This is a genomic window from Sphingomonas sp. GM_Shp_1 (assembly GCF_026540895.1).
In the GTDB taxonomy this organism is placed as follows: domain Bacteria; phylum Pseudomonadota; class Alphaproteobacteria; order Sphingomonadales; family Sphingomonadaceae; genus Sphingomonas.
Genome location: NZ_JALNUR010000051.1, coordinates 1 through 16,150, shown reverse-complemented (window position 1 = coordinate 16,150; position 16,150 = coordinate 1). Strand labels below are relative to the sequence as shown.

Below are 16,150 nucleotides of genomic sequence, written 5' to 3'. Positions count from 1 at the left end.
GGTGAGACTCCCTGCCCTCCCCATCCCCTCCCGCTTGCGGGAGGGGCGTGCAGTTACGCCATTGTCGGGATCACAAAGGCGTTACCGCCATCGGGCGAGCCATCCGGCCAGCGCTGCGTCACCGTCTTCACCTTGGTCCAGAAGCGGACACCCTCCATGCCGTGCTGGTTCACGTCGCCGAAGGCCGAACGCTTCCAGCCGCCGAAGCTATGGTACGCGACCGGCACCGGGATCGGCACGTTGATGCCGACCATGCCCACCTCGACCCGGCCTGCGAACTCGCGCGCCGCGTGGCCGTTGCGGGTGAAGATGGCGACGCCGTTGCCGTACTGATGCTCGCTCGGCAGGCGCACCGCCGTCTCGAAATCGGGCGCGCGGACGATCTGGAGAACGGGGCCGAAGATTTCCTCCTTGTAGCTCTGCATCTGCGGCGTCACCCGGTCGAACAGCGACGGGCCGATGAAGAAGCCCTCCTCATAACCCTGAAGCTGGAAGCCGCGCCCGTCGACGACCAGCTCGGCCCCCTCGTCGACGCCGGTCTGGATCCAGTCCTCGACCCGCCGCTTGTGCGCGGCGTTGACCACCGGCCCGTAATGCGCCTGTTCATCGGTCGACACGCCGACCCGCAACGCGTCGATGGCCGGGATCAGCTTCTCGCGCAGCGCATCCGCCGTCTTCTCGCCCACCGGCACCACGACCGGCAGCGCCATGCACCGCTCGCCCGCCGAGCCGAAGGCCGCGCCCGACAGGTCGGCGACCACCTGGTCGAGGTCGGCGTCGGGCATGACGATGCCGTGGTTCTTCGCGCCGCCCATCGCCTGGACGCGCTTGCCCGCCGCGACGCCTCGGCTGTAGACATAATGGGCGATGTCGGACGAGCCGACGAAGCTGACCGCACCGATCGCCGGATGGTCGAGGATCGCGTCGACCATCGCCTTGTCGCCATGCACGACTTGCAGGATGCCCTCGGGGGCACCCGCCTCAAGCATCAATTCGGCGAGCCGCACCGGCACCGAGGGATCGCGCTCGGAGGGCTTCAGGATGAAGGCGTTGCCACAGGCGATGGCGACGCCGAACATCCACATCGGGATCATCGCGGGGAAATTGAACGGGGTGATGCCCGCGCCGATGCCGACGGGCATACGCATCGAATAGACGTCGATGCCCGGCCCCGCGCCTTGGGTATATTCGCCCTTCAGCGCATGGGGGATGCCGCAGGCGAATTCGATCACCTCCAGCCCGCGCTGGATGTCGCCCTTCGCGTCGGCGATCACCTTGCCATGTTCCGAGGAGAGCAGATGCGCCAGCGCGTCCATATTCTGCTCGACCAGTTCCTTGAAGCGGAACAGCACGCGCGCCCGGCGCTGCGGATTGGTCGCGGCCCAGCCGGGTTGCGCGGCTTGCGCGGCGGCGACGGCGCGTTCCAGCACGGCGGCATCGCCCAGCATCACCCGGGCCTGCACCTGGCCGCTATTGGGATCGAAGACGTCGCCCGAACGCCCCTCGGGCCGAGTGGCGGTGGCGTCGGTCGCGGTCGGTCCGCCGACAACCAGATGGTCGATCACGCGCATAAACTCTCCTGTCCCGGGTCTGATGCCCGACTCTCTCGCTTGTAATTATATTGCTCGCGATTGAAATCCAAGCCGCGTCCGTACAAAAGCGTCCAAGGCCCCCGGCCTTGCGTCAGATCGCGCGTTGCAGCCGCCAAGCGGCGCCCGCGCCCAAGAGCGCCGCGCCCGACGCCGCCGCCAGCGCCGTCATGCCCCAGAGCGGGAACAGCCATGCGCCCAGCCCCGCGCCCAGCAGGAATCCGGCCCACAGGGCCAGATAGGGGACCCAGCTCCAACGCCCTCGTCCCGCGATCGTCCGCGCCAGATGCTGGCCGATCTTGACCAGCGTGCCGGTCATATAGGTGACCCCGATACTTACCTCGCCATCGCGCTCGAAGGTCGCGTTGAGCGCCCCCATCGCCACGACCATCGCCAGCGCCGCCCATCCGCCAAGGAAGGCCGCCACCGCCAACAGGCCCGCGACCAGCAGCAGGACGACGACCTGCCCATGACGGGAAAGCCAAAGCCGGATCAGCGTGCCGATCATCACGCCCCCGACGAACAGGCCGAGCAGCAAGGCGAGGATTTCCACCGTCCCCCGCATCCGCCCGTCCGGCGACACCAGATGCACCGCCAGCATCGTGCCGTTGCCGCTCATGAACGAGACGAAATAGCCGCCCAGATGCTGAAAGCCGATCGCATCGACATAACCGGCCAGCAACGCCAGACCGGTCGCCAGGGGCCAGAAGCGTCGGTCGGATCGGATCATGGCATCATGTCATAGCAGCCGGAGCCCTTGCCGCCACTGCCGTTATCATCCGGCAAAATCGAAGCGGCACCGGATCGGATTCCCCGCCGCCGCGTTAGGGCGGCTCCAGCTTGAGGAGAGAGCATGGCCGGGGCGCTCGTGGAAATATGGCTGACCATATCGGCGCTTTCGTCGCTGGCGATCCTGTCCCTGGCGATCGGCCATAGCGACATGCGCCTGAAACGCCGTCTGCGGCCAAAGGCGGTGCGCCCGCAGAAGATCATAACCGAGCGGCAGCCGCTGCCACGCTGACGCCATCAAGGTGAGCCCGTCCGCGCCGGGCTCACGATGACATCAGATCAAGTGCAGCAATCGGTGGAGCAGGCCGGGACGGCGCGTTCTCATCGCCATATAGCGTGCCCGATCATCGGCGAACCGGCGATACAGAGCATCCAGCCTTTCTTCCCGGGGAAGATCGGAAATCCGTGGCGGCGGCATATGACTGGCCATGATGACCCCCTCCTGTTGAAACGTTTGTTTTCAACGACGAATGGCGGCTTTGGTTCCCGGCCGATGACAGCGCGGTCATCGCTCCGTGCGGTCGGACGGCACCGTTCCGCACTCTGATATCACTGGCCCGGCACCCGGACGCGGAAGTCCCGCCGAGCGCCACATGAACGTCTCGTAAGATTTCCGTAAGGGGTGCGTCAGGGCACAACCCCTATCGCCCGGCGCCAATATTCCAGCCTCTCGCGCCGAAAGAAGCCGATGCACGCCAACCCTGCCGACGAAACGCTTCCCGAAACCCGTCGACTCTCCTCCGGCCAGCAATGGCGCTGGGTCGGGATCGCCGCCGTCGTGCTGATCGGCGCGCTGATCCTGATCACGGTCATCGGCAAGCTGACCCACAAGGAAGAGGTGCCGCCGCCCCCGCCGCCGCCGGGCACGCTGCGCCTGTCCAGGGATCAGCTGGATGCGATGCCGACGATGCGCGTCGGGCTCGGCGCTTCTGGGGACCAGACGATGGCGACCGGCGCGATCACGGTGGACGGAACCCGCTCCACCCCCGTGCTGATGCCCTATGCGGGGCAGGTCGTGCGGGTGCTCGCCGATGCGGGCCAGGTGGTGCGCCAGGGCCAGCCGCTGCTGCTGATCAAGACCAGCGACTTCGTCGATGCCCGCTCGGGGCTCTTCTCGGCCCGCGCGGCATACCAGAACGCACAGGCGCAGCTGGTCGCGGCGCAGCGCAACGCCGACCGCCAGCAGCAAATCTATGAGACCGCCGGCGGCGCGCTGAAGGATTATCAGCAGGCCAAGGCCGACCTCGCCGCCGCGCAGGCGACCGCGCGCACCGCCGCCGCCTCGCTGGGCGCGGCGCGCGACAAGCTGGCGATCCTCGGCAAGTCGCAAGCCGAGATCAACCGGCTGGAGAATGCGGGCCAGGGCTCGGGCATTCACGACATCACCACGCTGGTCGCGCCGATCAGCGGCGTCGTCGCGTCGCGCGATGTCGCGCCGGGGCAATATGTCTCGCAGGGCGGCGACAAGCCGGTGATGACGATCACCGACCCCTCGCGCGTCTGGCTGGTCGCGCAGGTGGCCGAGAGCGATGCCGAGAATGTCCGCGTCGGCGATCCCGTCGAGGTGACGACGCCCGCTTTGCCCGGCCGCGTCTTCCATGCGACAATCGATCTGGTCGGCGCTGCGCTCGATCCCGAAACCCACCGCCTGCCGGTCCGCGCCTCGATCCCCAACCCCGACAAGGCCCTGAAGCCGCAGATGTTCGCCAGCTTCGCGATCCACCACCGGAATGCGGGCGAGGCGATCCGCGTCCCCGCCGCCGCCGTCATCCATGAAGGCGACAATGCCCGCGTCTGGATCATGCGCCCCGACGGCCTGCTGGTCGCGCGCGACGTGACGACCGGCGACTCGGCGAACGGCCTCGTCACCATCACCTCCGGCCTGAAACCGGGCGAGCGGATCGTCACCTCGGGCGCGCTGTTCGTCAACGAAGCGGGGATCGGCGAATAATGAACCGCATCGTCGACTTTGCGCTGCGTCAGCGACTGCTGATCGTCGGCCTGTTCTTCGCGATGATCGTCGCTGGCGTCATCGGCTTCATCAACCTCAATATCGAGGCCTATCCCGATCCGGTTCCCCCGATGGTCGAGGTCATCACCCAGACCCAAGGCCTGTCGGCCGAGGAGATGGAGCGCAACGTCACCATCCCGATCGAGGTCCAGATGGCGGGCATCCCGCACCTGACCGCGATCCGCGCGATCAGCCTGTTCGGCCTGTCGGACATCAAGATCCAGTTCACCTACGACTATACCAACGAACAGGCGCGCCAGCAGGTCATCAACCGCCTGTCGCAGCTGCCGCCGCTGGCCGGTGGCGCGCAACCGACGCTGTCGCCGACCTCGCCGGTGGGCGAAATCTATCGCTACCGCATCGCCGCGCCCAAGGGCTATTCGGTGATGGACCTGAAGACGCTACAGGACTGGGTGCTCCAGCGCCGGTTCAAGCGGATTCCGGGCGTGATCGACGTGACCGGCTGGGGCGGCAAGCTGCGCGCCTATGACGTGGTGATCGACCAGAACCGGCTGAACGCCCACGGCGTGACCGTGGCGCAGGTGCTGGCGGCGCTGTCCAAGAGCGACGGCAATGTCGGCGGCCAGACGATCAACTTCGGCGAACAGGCCGCGATCGTGCGCGGCATCGGCCTGATCCAGTCGCCCGACGCCATCCAGAACGTGCTGGTCGGCGAAGCGGGCGGCGCGCCGGTGCTCATCAAGGACGTGGCGACCGTCAAGATCGGCAACGCGCCGCGCATGGGCATCGCCGGTTATAACAACGACGACGACATCGTGCAGGGCATCGTCCTGATGCAGCGCGGCGCCCAGTCGATGCCGACGATCAAGGCCGTCCAGGCCGAGGTCGCCAACATCAACGACAGCGGCGTGCTGCCCCCCGGCGTCCATCTGGAGCGGATCTATGACCGTTCCGACCTGATCAACCTGACCATCCACACCGTCATGGAAAACATGGTGGTGGGCATCCTGCTGATCTTCGCGCTGCAATGGCTGTTCCTCGGCAATCTGCGCTCGGCGATCATCGTGGCGGCGACCATCCCCTTCGCGCTGGCCTTCGCGATCCTGATCCTGGTGTTGCAGGGGGAGAGTGCGAACCTGCTGTCGGTCGGTGCGCTGGACTTCGGCCTCGTCGTCGATGCCTGTGTCATCATGGTGGAGAATATCTTCCGCCACATGGTCGACCGCTCGGCGGCGGTGGAGAATGGCCAGGGCCGTTATACCATGGCCAGCCGCTTCGGCGCGGTGCTGGGGGCGTCGTCGGAGGTCAGCCGCGGCATCTTCTTCGCCGCCGCGATCATCATCGCCAGCTTCCTGCCGCTGTTCACCCTGACCGGGGTGGAGGGCCATATCTTCGGCCCGATGGCCAAGACCTATGCCTATGCCATCAGCGGCGGCCTGCTAGCGACCTTCACCGTCGCGCCGGTGCTATCGACGCTGCTGCTGCCGGACAAGCTGGCCGAGACCGAGACCTTCATCGTCGGCAAGCTTCGCCGCGTCTATGAACCGGCCGCCTCCTTCGCCTTGCGCAACAAGATCGTGACGATCGGTGGCGCGGTCCTGATGATGGGCCTGGCCGTGGTCGGCGTGCGCTCGCTCGGCATCGAGTTCCTGCCGCACCTCGAAGAAGGCAACATGTACATCCGCGCCACCCTCCCCTCCTCGATCAGCCTGGAGGCGGGCGAGAAGGTGACGAACGACGTGCGCAAGATCATCGCCAGCTATCCGGAGACCACGGCGGTCCTCTCCGCGCATGGCCGCCCGGACGACGGCACCGACGCGACCGGCTTCTTCAACGTCGAGTTCTTCGTGCCCTTGAAGCCCTTCGACACCTGGCCGAGCGGCATGACCAAGGAAAAGCTGATTGACGAGCTGTCGACCAAGCTGGGCAAGAAGTACCCCGGCGTCGACTTCTCCTTCTCGCAGATCATCGAAGATAACGTCGAGGAAGCCGCCTCGGGCGTGAAGGGCGCCAATTCGATCAAGCTGTTCGGCCCCGATCTGGTCACGCTGGAAAAGCTGGCCAACCAGATCAAGGCGCAGATGGCCAAGGTGAAGGGCATCGAGGATCTCGGCGTGTTCGAGATTCTCGGCCAGCCGACCGTCCGGATCGACGTCGACCGCGCCAAGGCCGCCCGCTACGGCCTGACGCCCGACGACATCAACCAGACGGTGGCGGCCGCCATCGGTGGCCAGTCGTCCGCCGACCTGTACGAACCCGGTACCGACCGCCACTTCCCGATCATCGTGCGGTTGCAGCCGACCCAGCGCGACTCGCTGGAATCGGTGCGCAACATCACCATCGGCGCGCCTTCGCCCGACGGCAACGGGACCATCCAGGTGCCGCTGTCCGAGGTCGCCAACGTCAAGCTGACCAGCGGCGCCTCGTTCATCTATCGCGAGCATCAGGAGCGTTACGTGCCGATCAAATTCTCGGTGCGCGGCCGCGACCTGGGCGGCGCGGTCGAGGAGGCGCGGGCGCGGATCAACCAGAATGTCCACCTGCCGCCGGGCTATCACCTGGAATGGGCGGGCGAGCTGGATAACCTGAAGAACGCGATCGCCCGGCTGGAGATCGTGGTACCGATCAGCCTCGTGCTCATCCTGCTGCTGCTCTACGCCAATTTCGGCTCGATGCGTGACAGCCTGCTCGCCTTCTCCGCGATCCCGATGGCGATCGTGGGCGGCGTGCTGGCGCTGGCCCTGACTGGCACGGCGTTCAGCATCTCGGCGGCGATCGGGTTCGTGGCGCTGTTCGGCATCGCGGTGATGGACGGCATCCTGGTCGTCACCACCTTCAACAACGCGATCGACGAGGGTGCGCCGCGCGAGAATGCGCTGGCCACCACCGTCAAGAACAGCCTGCGCCCGGTGGTCATGACCTGTCTGGTCGCCGCCATCGGCCTGCTGCCCGCCGCCCTGTCGCACGGCATCGGCAGCCAAGTGCAGAAGCCGCTCGCCCTGGTCGTGGTTGGCGGCATGACGCTGGCCCCGGTGCTGATCCTGCTGGTCCTGCCGGTGCTGATCAGCCGCTATTCGACGCGCCTGCCGCTGTCGCAGCGCAAGAAGAAGCATGATCCGATGGTCGACGACCAGGACGATACCACTATCTCCGATTCTGGGGTTCCGGCATGAAGCGTTTCCTGACCCTGCCGCTGCTGGCGTGCGTTTCGGCCTGTGCGGTCGGCCCGCATGACCTGGACGCCCATGCCAGCCTGCCGCCCATGGCGCCCGCGCCGGTGATCGCACCCGCGACCGGCCCGGCGCAGACCGTGTCGGCGACCGCCGCGCCCGAATGGTGGCACGCCTTCGGCAATGCGCAACTCGACGCGTTGGTGGCCGAAGCGCTAGCCCACAATAACGACGTGGGCGTCGCCGAAGCCTCGCTACGTCAGGCGCAGGAACAGGCGCGGGCGACGCGCGGCTCGCTGCTGTTTCCGCAGGGCGGGCTGAACTACAATGTCCAGCGGACACGGGTGTCCAACGCCCTGTCCCCGGCGGTCGCCAACCAGAACCAGCAGCTCTACACGCTGCACACCGCGCAGGTCAGCGTCTCCTATGACGTCGATGCGTTCGGCGGGAACCGGGCGCAGGTCCGCTCCGCCGTCGCCCGCGCCGAGATGGAGCGACATCAGCTCGACGCGGCGCGGATGACGGTGGCGGCGAACCTCGTAACCGCCCTGATCGAGCGGGCGAGCCTAGCCGAACAGATCGCCGCCGCGCAGACCGCCGTGCAGGTCAACCGCGACATATTGGGTGCGCTGCAACAGCGTCAGCGGCTCGGTGCGGTCGGCGCGTCGGACGTGTCGACGCAACAGGCCGCACTCGCCACCGCCGAGGGCGCCCTGCCCCCGCTGGTCCGAGCAGAGGCAGCACAGCGGACCGTGATCGCGACGCTGATCGGGCGCGCCGCAGGATCGCCCCTGCCGCCGCTGCCCGAGCTGGCGCAACTGACCCTGCCGGCCGAATTGCCCGCGATCGTGCCGTCGGAACTGGTCCATCGCCGGCCCGACGTGCTGGCCGCCGAGGCCCAATTGCAGGGAGCCGGGGCCGATGTCGGGGCCGCCATCGCCGCGCGCCTGCCCAGCATCCAGCTATCGGCCAATGCCGGTGGCTCGGCGCAGAATTTCGGCGACATGTTCAAGAGCGGGAATCCCTTCTGGGCGCTGCTCGGCGGGATCACCCAGCCGCTGTTCCACGCGAATGCGCTGCGTCACCAGCAAAAGGCGGCAGAGGCCGCGCTGGAGGGGGCCAAGGCGCAGTATCGCGCGGCGGTGCTCCAGGCGTTCGGCAATGTCGCGGACTCGCTGACCGGCCTGTCCACCGATGCGCAGGCACTCGACGCGGCGCAGCGGGCGAGCAACGCGGCGGGCCAGGCGCTGACCTTCGCGCGGCGGCAGTTGGCGCTGGGCGATGTGGGGACGTTGCAACTGCTCAACGCGACCGCGACGGATGCGCAGGCGCGGGCTCAGCTGATCCAGGCCAAGGCGGCGCGGATGACCGACACGGTGGCACTGTTCCAGGCCGCCGGGGGGCCGGTTACGGGGTCGTGAGACGATGGGGGTGGGCCGCATGGCTCTCCCCCAGCCTCCGTTCAGCCTGAGCCAGGTCGACGGCCAAGCTCGATCCTCCCCGATACGGGGAGGGGGACCATGCGCAGCATGGTGGAGGGGGGGTCTCCGCAAAGGGATAGCCTGTGTGGAAGCCCCCCTCCGTCAGGCCTGCGGCCTGCCACCTCCCCGTACCGGGGAGGAGCAGAAAAGGGGGAGAGCCCTCCGCCCTCCCCTTCATCAGAACAGCTTGGTCAGCAGGTAGAACCCAGCCCCCATCACGGCGGAGGCCGGGATGGTGATGATCCAGGCGATCACCACATTGCCCGCCACACCCCAGCGCACCGCCGACGCGCGGCGCGCCACGCCCGCGCCGATGATCGAGCCGGTGATGGTGTGGGTGGTCGACACCGGAATCCCCAGGGCCGAGGCGCAGAAGATCACGATCGAGCCCGCCGTCGAGGCGCTGAATCCCTGATGCTGCGACAGCTTGGTGATGCGGGTGCCCATCGTCTCGATGATCCGCCAGCCGCCGGTCATCGTCCCCAGCGCGATGGCGAAGTAACAGGCGATGGCGACCCAGTGCGGCACCTCGAACGGGCCCGACAGGCGACCGGTCGAATAGAGGAGGACGGTGATGATCCCCATCGTCTTCTGCGCGTCGTTCAGGCCGTGGCTGAGCGAATAGGCCGCCGAGGAGACGAGGTGCATCGCGCGGAAACTGCGCTCCGCCTGCCCCGCCGTCGACCGGCGCAGAGCCCAGCTGCTCAGCATCATGACCAGCATCGCCAGGACCATGCCCAGCATCGGCGACAGGACGATGGCGAGCAGCGTCTTGTTGAGCCCGGCCCACTTCACCGCATCCATACCCGCATGGGCGACGCCTGCACCGACCAGCCCGCCGACCAGCGCATGGCTGCTCGACGAGGGAATACCGCGCAGCCACGTGATGACGTTCCACGCCATCGCCCCGCCCAGCGCGCCGAAGATGACGGCGGGGGTCACGATGCTCTGGTCGATCAGCCCCTTGCCGACGGTCTCCGCGACCTTGTGCAGGCTCGGAAAGGCGACGGTCAGGAAATAGGCCGCGAAGTTGAAGAAGGCGGCAAAGCCCACGGCGGCGACCGGCGACAACAGCCGGGTCGCGACCACCGTGGCGATCGAATTGGCCGCATCGTGCAGCCCATTGAGATAATCGAAGGCCAGCGCGACCAGGATCAGGCCGGCCAGCAACGGAAAGGCGAGTTCGTGCATTGCCGCCGCCTCAGGCGTGATCGATGACGATGCCGTCGATCTCGTCGGCGACATCCTCGAACGCGTCGAGGATGCGCTCCAGATGCTTGTACACTTCCTTTTCGATGACGAAGCGCAGCGTGTCGCGCTCGCCGCATTCGTCCAGCGTGCGCTTCAGGCCCGCCGCATGGATCTCGTCGGCGCGGCCTTCCAGCCGGACCAGTTCCTCGGTCAGCGCGTGCAGGCGGTCGCCGTTGCGCGCGACGTCGCGCATCAGCGGCATCGCCTCGACGGTCAGCTTGGCCGCCTCGACCGCGACCGCCGCCATCTCGCGCATTTCGGGCGCGAAGTTCGTCACGCGATAGAGGCCGATCGCGGTGGCCGCCGCGTTCATCTCGTCGATCGTGTCGTCCATCGACCCGATCAGCGAGGTGATCGCCGCGCGATCGAAGGGCGTCAGGAAGGTCGAGCGGACCGAGGTCAGCACCTGACGTGTGATCTCGTCGGCGTCATGCTCGCGCGCGGCGACGACCGCGATCTCGTCGGCGGTGTTGCCGTTCGTGTCGAACAGGCGGACGGTGGCTTCGGCCCCCGCCAGGATGGTGGCGGCTTGCGCCTCGAACAGCTCGAAGAAATTCCCCGTCTTCGGCAGGAGGCGTTGGAACCAGGCGAACATCAGTCGGTAAACCCCGATAGTGATCCGTTACGTCGCGCGCTTTCGGCGCATGACCGACCGGGCCACGGCGAAACGCCGGACCGGAAAAGGTCATGAACCCAGGATGGCACGAACGTCGCCCCCCTGACCAGTCGCGGCCCCTCCGTCAAGCAAAACGCTGTTACACCAATGTGACATTCGGGTCACGGCAGGACGGGCGGATGATAGGGCAATGTGAAGGACAGCGCCCAGAGCAGGCCCAGCACGACCGGCAGATGGACGATCAGTTGCAGGAAGCTGAACCCCACGATGTCGCGCGCCTTCAGGCCCAATATGCCGAGCAGCGGCAGCATCCAGAACGGGTTGATCAGGTTGGGCAGCGCCTCCGCCGCGTTGTAGATCTGCACCGCCCAGCCCAGATGGACATGCAGTTCGTTCGCGGCCTGCATGACATAGGGCGCCTCCAGCAGCCATTTGCCGCCGCCCGAGGGGATGAAGAATCCGAGGATCGCCGAATAGGCCCCCATGGTCAGCGGAAAGCTGCCCGCCGTGTTGAGCGCGACGAAGGCGTGGGCGATCTGGTCCGCGACCCCGACGCCCGCGCCGTTCTTCGCCCCCGTCAGCATCGCGGCGATCGCGGCGTAGAAGGGATATTGGATCAATATGCCCGCCGTCGCCGGAACCGCGCGACCCAGCGCGATCAGGAAGCGCTTGGGCCGCCAGTGCAGCACCAGCCCCGCCATCAGGAACAGGAAATTATAGGTGTTGAGATTGGAGATGGCGACCATCCAGTCCTGCCGCACAAACTCCTGCACCAGCCATCCCGCCGCCAGCAGGCCGATCAGGATGGTGAGCAGCGGCGCATGCTCCAGCCACTCGCCCGGTTGTCCGGGCGGGGGCAGCCCGTCCCCCTCGCGCGCCGGGTCGAGCCCCATGTCCTGCGCCGTCACCGCGCCGTCACCACGGGGCGCGGAGGCGATGGCGATGACCGTCGAGATCACGATCAGCACGCCCGCGATCAGCATCGACTGCCACAGGAAGATCGTCTCGCTGAACGGAATGACCCCGGTGATGGGCAGGAGCGAGGGCGGCAGGCTGGCCGGGTTGGCCTGAAGCTGCGCCGCCGAGGAGGACAGCCCCATCGCCCAGGTCGCGCCCAGCCCCAGATAGGCCGCCGCCCCCGCCGCGCGGTAATCCATGCGAAGTTCGGTCCGCCGCGCACAGGCCCGCGCCAGCAGCCCGCCGAAGATCAGGCTCAAACCCCAGCTCAGCAGCGACGATATCATGGTGGCCAGCGCGATCATCCCGATCGCCCCCCGTGCGCTGCGCGGGCGCTCCGCCAGCCAGTCGATCAGCCGCTGGACGGGGGCGGAGGTGGCGACGACATAGCCGCCGATCGTCACGAAGGCCATCTGCATGGTGAAGGGGATCAGTGTCCAGAAGCCATCGCCGAAGCTCTTGGTCACCGCGGGTACCGACGCGCCATTGGCGAGCGCCGCCAGCGCGACGACGACCACCGCGATGGCGACGAAGACGAAGGCGTCGGGAAACCATCGCTCCGCCCAGGCGGTGAAGCGCAGCGCCAGCCGGGCCAGCGCGCCGTCACGGGCGGTCGTGCCGCCGTCCGCCGTTCGATCCTCGATCATCCTGCCCCCATATTTGCCGTCGGACGATCGCGCATCCGGTGCGGAGCATCATGCGCGACCCTTCCCATAGCGGCAACTTTCCCGATCGATTGTGCCTTTGGTGCATCACCTCTGTCACGCGAGCGCCATAATGCGCCCCTAACCGCTCCCCCACCGGGAGAATCGAAGCGGCGGACGGCACGTAACCGCCCGCCGGAGCTGGGGAATAGTATGAAGTCGGTTATCAAGACCGCGGCGCTGCTGGGCGCTGCGTGGGGAACGCTGGCGGCCGTACCGGCCATCGCACAGACCGCCGATCAGGGCGCGGGCACGACCGCCGCGACCGGGGATCAGGCCGCTCCGCAGGAAGGTCTCGGCGAAATCACCGTCACAGCCGAGCGTCGCTCGGAAAATCTGAACCGCGTGCCGGTGTCGGTCGGCGTGGTCAGCGGCCAGGACATCCGCGCCTTCCAGCAGGGCGGCGAGGATATCCTTGCCCTGTCGGGCCGCGTCCCCGGCCTCTATGCGGAAACCACCACGGGCCGCATCTTCCCGCGCTTCTACATTCGCGGCTTGGGCAATATCGACTTCTATCTCGGCGCGTCGCAGCCCGTGTCGATCATCCAGGACGATGTCGTGCTGGAGCATGTCGTGCTGAAGTCGAACCCGGTGTTCGACGTCGACCAGGTCGAAGTGCTGCGCGGGCCGCAGGGCTCGCTGTTCGGTCGCAACACGACTGCGGGCATCATCAAGTTCGACACGATCAAGCCGACCCAGAGCTTCCAGAGCCGCGCGACCGCCTCGATCGGCAGCTACAACACGATCAGCATGGACGCCGGTGTCGGCGGCCCGCTGATCCGCGACGTGCTAGCCTTCCGCCTGTCGGCGCTGGTGCAGCACCGCGACAACTGGGTCGATAACGTCTACTCGGGCCCCAGCGCCGACGGCACGCTGACCCCGAAGAAGGACGCGATGGGTGGCTTCACCGAGCGCGACGTCCGCCTCCAGTTGCTCCTGACCCCGACCGACACGCTGTCGTTCAACCTGTCGGGCCATGCCCGCTGGTATGACGGCACCTCGACCCTGTTCCATCGCGGTGCGCTGAAGAAGGGGTCGAACGACGTCTCCGCCGAGCCGCGCGACCGCGTCGCGCTGGACGAAGGCCGTGACAACCCGCAGTCCTACGATACGCAAGGCGCCTCGCTGCGCGCCGCCTGGGATCTGGGCGCGGCCGAGCTGACCTCGATCACCGCCTATGAGACCACCGCTGGCTTCAGCAAGGGCGACACCGATGGCGGCGCGGCGGCGAACTTCCCGGTGAACGGCGTTCCCAACGGCTATGGCCTCAGTCAGGGCCAGGTGCGCGGTCTCGACCAGTGGACGCAGGAAGTCCGCCTGGCCTCGACCGGCAGCGGCCCGTTCAAGTGGCAGGTCGGCGGCATCTATTTCGACAGCCGCGACATCACCGACTTCTACCAGCGCGCCTTCCTGATCGGGGCGAACCCGAACAACTGGGTCCGCCTGCACGACGTCAACACCTCGTGGGGCGTGTTCGGCCAGGTCAGCTATCAGGCGACCGATCGCCTGACCCTGACCGCCGGTGGCCGCATCAGCGAGGACACCAAGCGGACCCAGTTGCTGCGTACCGCCGACAGCGCCGCCGGTGTCTCGACCTATCGTGGTCGCCGCGACGTGCGCCTGTCGGACACCCAGCCGAGCTGGGACCTGTCGGCGCTCTACGAGGTCAACCCGAACCTGAACGTCTATGTCCGCGCCGCGCAGGGCTTCCGTGGCCCGACCATCCAGGGTCGCTCGGCGGTGTTCAACTCGGACTTCACCACCGCCAATTCGGAAACCAACCTGTCGTTCGAGACCGGCTTCAAGTCGAAGCTGTTCGACAACACGCTGCGCCTGAACGCCGCCGCCTTCGCCTATCGCGTGAAGGGCATCCAGCTGAACGGCAACGACTCGGACGGCAACGGCGTGCTGTTCAACGCCGACAAGGCGGTCGCCTACGGCCTGGAAGCCGATGCGCAGTGGCTGCCGGTGCGCAACTTGGCGCTGTCGGCGGGCGTCAGCCTGCTGCACTCGGAAATCCGCGACAATCGTGTGTTCGCCCAGACCTGCGGCCTGAACGGGGTGCAGGTATGCACCGTGCTCGACCCGTTCGTCACCCGCACGGTGTTCGGCGCCAATGCCTATTTCGCGCAGATCAACGGCAACCCGCTGCCCAATGCGCCGGAATATAACGTCAACGTCGCGGCCAAGTACGACATCCCGCTGGCGAACCAGGGCAAGGCGTTCATTTCGACCGACTGGAATATCCAGGGTTATACGAACTTCGTCCTGTACCGGACCAAGGAGTTCACCTCGAACGGCAATTTCGAGGGCGGCCTGAGCATCGGCTATTCGGCGCCGAACGACGACTGGAGCCTGTCGGTCTTCGCCCGCAACATCACGAACGAGAAGAACCTGAAGGGCGTGATCGAGAACTATATGGCGGCGGTGTTCAACGAACCGCGCATCATCGGCATTTCGTTCAGCGGCAAGTATCGCTGATCGGCATGACCGGTTGATGGGAAAGGCCCGTCCCTCGACGTGAGGGGCGGGCCTTTTCTTATGCCGCTATCCCAAGTTCCGTTCAGCCTGAGCGAAGTCGAAGGCCACGCCCCTCACCCGCCCCCAGCCCTGGCCCGCGCATGACGCTCGGCATGCGCGAGCAGCGTGTCCAGATCCTCGCGCGCGATGTCGAAGCTTTCGTGCATCTCCTCCAGCGCGGCGTCGACATCCTCGGGCTGGATCAGGGCGACAGGCGTGGGCGGGATCACCGCCGGTTCGTGCGGATAGCTGCGCCCGGTCGCGCGGTGGAAGAACATGCCCAGCGCCACCAGAGCGATCGAGTTGATCGCCACCGGCGCAAAGGCGAAGGCGAAGCCCGCCGCATGGATCCCCTGGCTGCCGATCACCGCCGTCAGCGCCGCCGCGCCACCCGGCGGGTGCAGGCAGCGCGCCAACGACATGACCAGGATCGCGCCCCCAACCGCGCACCCCGCCGCCAGCGGCAGCGAGGGGATGGCCTGGAACATCGCCACCCCGACCAATGTCGACAGGACATTGCCGCCGACCACCGACCAGGGTTGGGCCAGCGGACTGGCGGGTACCGCGAAGACCAGCACGGCGGACGCCCCCAGCGGCGCGACGATGATCGGCAGGTCGGGGCCGAGCGGCGGCAGTCCGCTGCATACGATGATGGTCAGCGCGATGCCGATCAACGCGCCGACACAGGCGATGAGGCGGCCAGGCAAGGTGGCTCCGGCGAGCAGAGGTTGGAAGAGGCGCATGGTGGCTTTGGGGGTTGGGAGGGGAGGAATGGTCGCGATTAATCAACGGCTTAGCTTATCGCCAGCGGCAACGGCTTCGGACCCTGACAGAGGAACTTGGCCTTAGGCCGGATCGACATTCAAGCGGAAGGGTCATCATTCCTCCCCTGTAAGGAGTGGCAGGTGGATTGCCTCCCAGGCAATCCAGATCATGCTGGGGGCATGATCGACCTGCCACTGGGGACCATGCGCAGCATGGTGGAGGGGTGTCCCCGTATCGAGAGCGCGACACCCCTCCGTCAGGCCTGACGGCCTGCCACCTCCCCTACAAGGGGAGGAATGAGTGAATGTCGATTGGCCCTATGCCCCCCTCCCGACA

The 16,150-nt window shown here is 67.0% G+C and carries 11 protein-coding genes; 5 read left to right on the top strand and 6 right to left on the bottom strand.

The genetic code is table 11. From position 1 onward, the window contains the following. Positions 1-53: 53 nt before the first annotated feature. Together OXQ33_RS16470 and OXQ33_RS16465 are read right to left on the bottom strand one after the other, a co-directional pair. Complete coding sequence (locus OXQ33_RS16470) at positions 54-1,571, bottom strand: CoA-acylating methylmalonate-semialdehyde dehydrogenase (RefSeq protein ID WP_267435761.1); 1,518 nt, start codon at positions 1,569-1,571, stop codon at positions 54-56. 112 nt (positions 1,572-1,683) lie between these two features. Continuing rightward, positions 1,684-2,319, bottom strand: coding sequence for a YoaK family protein (locus OXQ33_RS16465; protein WP_267435760.1), 636 nt, complete (start codon positions 2,317-2,319; stop codon positions 1,684-1,686). A 123-nt stretch (positions 2,320-2,442) separates the two neighbouring features. On the opposite strand from OXQ33_RS16465, the gene OXQ33_RS16460 reads away from it, so the two are divergent. The 4 genes from OXQ33_RS16460 (at position 2,443) to OXQ33_RS16445 (ending at position 8,941) form a co-directional block, all read left to right on the top strand. Next, a complete protein-coding gene (locus tag OXQ33_RS16460) occupies positions 2,443-2,610 on the top strand; it encodes a hypothetical protein (RefSeq protein ID WP_267435759.1) in 168 nt (55 codons plus the stop codon). A gap of 456 nt (positions 2,611-3,066) precedes the next feature. Next, positions 3,067-4,329 (top strand): efflux RND transporter periplasmic adaptor subunit, encoded by a 1,263-nt coding sequence (locus OXQ33_RS16455; protein ID WP_267435758.1) that lies wholly within the window; start codon positions 3,067-3,069, stop codon positions 4,327-4,329. Continuing rightward, positions 4,329-7,523, top strand: coding sequence for a CusA/CzcA family heavy metal efflux RND transporter (locus OXQ33_RS16450; protein WP_267435757.1), 3,195 nt, complete (start codon positions 4,329-4,331; stop codon positions 7,521-7,523). Before OXQ33_RS16455 ends, OXQ33_RS16450 begins: the two co-directional genes overlap by 1 nt. Then, on the top strand, positions 7,520-8,941 hold the full coding sequence (locus OXQ33_RS16445) for an efflux transporter outer membrane subunit (RefSeq protein WP_267435756.1): 1,422 nt from the start codon (positions 7,520-7,522) through the stop codon (positions 8,939-8,941). The genes OXQ33_RS16450 and OXQ33_RS16445 overlap by 4 nt, the downstream gene beginning before the upstream one ends. A gap of 237 nt (positions 8,942-9,178) precedes the next feature. On the opposite strand, the gene OXQ33_RS16440 is transcribed toward OXQ33_RS16445, so the two are convergent. The 3 genes from OXQ33_RS16440 to OXQ33_RS16430 form a co-directional block, all read right to left on the bottom strand. Further along, positions 9,179-10,192, bottom strand: coding sequence for an inorganic phosphate transporter (locus OXQ33_RS16440; RefSeq protein WP_267435755.1), 1,014 nt, complete (start codon positions 10,190-10,192; stop codon positions 9,179-9,181). Positions 10,193-10,202: 10 nt separating this feature from the next. Beyond that, a complete protein-coding gene (locus OXQ33_RS16435) occupies positions 10,203-10,847 on the bottom strand; it encodes a DUF47 family protein (RefSeq protein ID WP_267435754.1) in 645 nt (214 codons plus the stop codon). Positions 10,848-11,029: 182 nt separating this feature from the next. Beyond that, positions 11,030-12,472, bottom strand: coding sequence for a TIGR00366 family protein (locus OXQ33_RS16430; protein ID WP_267435753.1), 1,443 nt, complete (start codon positions 12,470-12,472; stop codon positions 11,030-11,032). 210 nt (positions 12,473-12,682) lie between these two features. On the opposite strand from OXQ33_RS16430, the gene OXQ33_RS16425 reads away from it, so the two are divergent. Further along, entirely contained in the window at positions 12,683-15,010 is a 2,328-nt protein-coding gene (locus OXQ33_RS16425; RefSeq protein ID WP_267435752.1) for a TonB-dependent receptor, read from the top strand. Positions 15,011-15,123: 113 nt separating this feature from the next. Here OXQ33_RS16425 and OXQ33_RS16420 read toward each other — a convergent pair whose 3' ends face one another. Further along, positions 15,124-15,792 carry an HPP family protein gene (locus OXQ33_RS16420; RefSeq protein WP_267435751.1) on the bottom strand — a complete coding sequence of 223 codons (669 nt, stop codon included), beginning with the start codon at positions 15,790-15,792 and terminating at the stop codon, positions 15,124-15,126. Between the last annotated feature and the right edge of the window lie 358 nt (positions 15,793-16,150).

What these genes read in the sequence shown, in the direction of transcription:
- OXQ33_RS16470 (WP_267435761.1), bottom strand. Translation starts at nt 1,571, where the DNA reads ATGCGCGTGATCGACCATCTGGTTGTCGGCGGACCGACCGCGACCGAC.
- OXQ33_RS16465 (WP_267435760.1), bottom strand. Translation starts at nt 2,319, where the DNA reads ATGATCCGATCCGACCGACGCTTCTGGCCCCTGGCGACCGGTCTGGCG.
- OXQ33_RS16460 (WP_267435759.1), top strand. Translation starts at nt 2,443, where the DNA reads ATGGCCGGGGCGCTCGTGGAAATATGGCTGACCATATCGGCGCTTTCG.
- OXQ33_RS16455 (WP_267435758.1), top strand. Translation starts at nt 3,067, where the DNA reads ATGCACGCCAACCCTGCCGACGAAACGCTTCCCGAAACCCGTCGACTC.
- OXQ33_RS16450 (WP_267435757.1), top strand. Translation starts at nt 4,329, where the DNA reads ATGAACCGCATCGTCGACTTTGCGCTGCGTCAGCGACTGCTGATCGTC.
- OXQ33_RS16445 (WP_267435756.1), top strand. Translation starts at nt 7,520, where the DNA reads ATGAAGCGTTTCCTGACCCTGCCGCTGCTGGCGTGCGTTTCGGCCTGT.
- OXQ33_RS16440 (WP_267435755.1), bottom strand. Translation starts at nt 10,192, where the DNA reads ATGCACGAACTCGCCTTTCCGTTGCTGGCCGGCCTGATCCTGGTCGCG.
- OXQ33_RS16435 (WP_267435754.1), bottom strand. Translation starts at nt 10,847, where the DNA reads ATGTTCGCCTGGTTCCAACGCCTCCTGCCGAAGACGGGGAATTTCTTC.
- OXQ33_RS16430 (WP_267435753.1), bottom strand. Translation starts at nt 12,472, where the DNA reads ATGATCGAGGATCGAACGGCGGACGGCGGCACGACCGCCCGTGACGGC.
- OXQ33_RS16425 (WP_267435752.1), top strand. Translation starts at nt 12,683, where the DNA reads ATGAAGTCGGTTATCAAGACCGCGGCGCTGCTGGGCGCTGCGTGGGGA.
- OXQ33_RS16420 (WP_267435751.1), bottom strand. Translation starts at nt 15,792, where the DNA reads ATGCGCCTCTTCCAACCTCTGCTCGCCGGAGCCACCTTGCCTGGCCGC.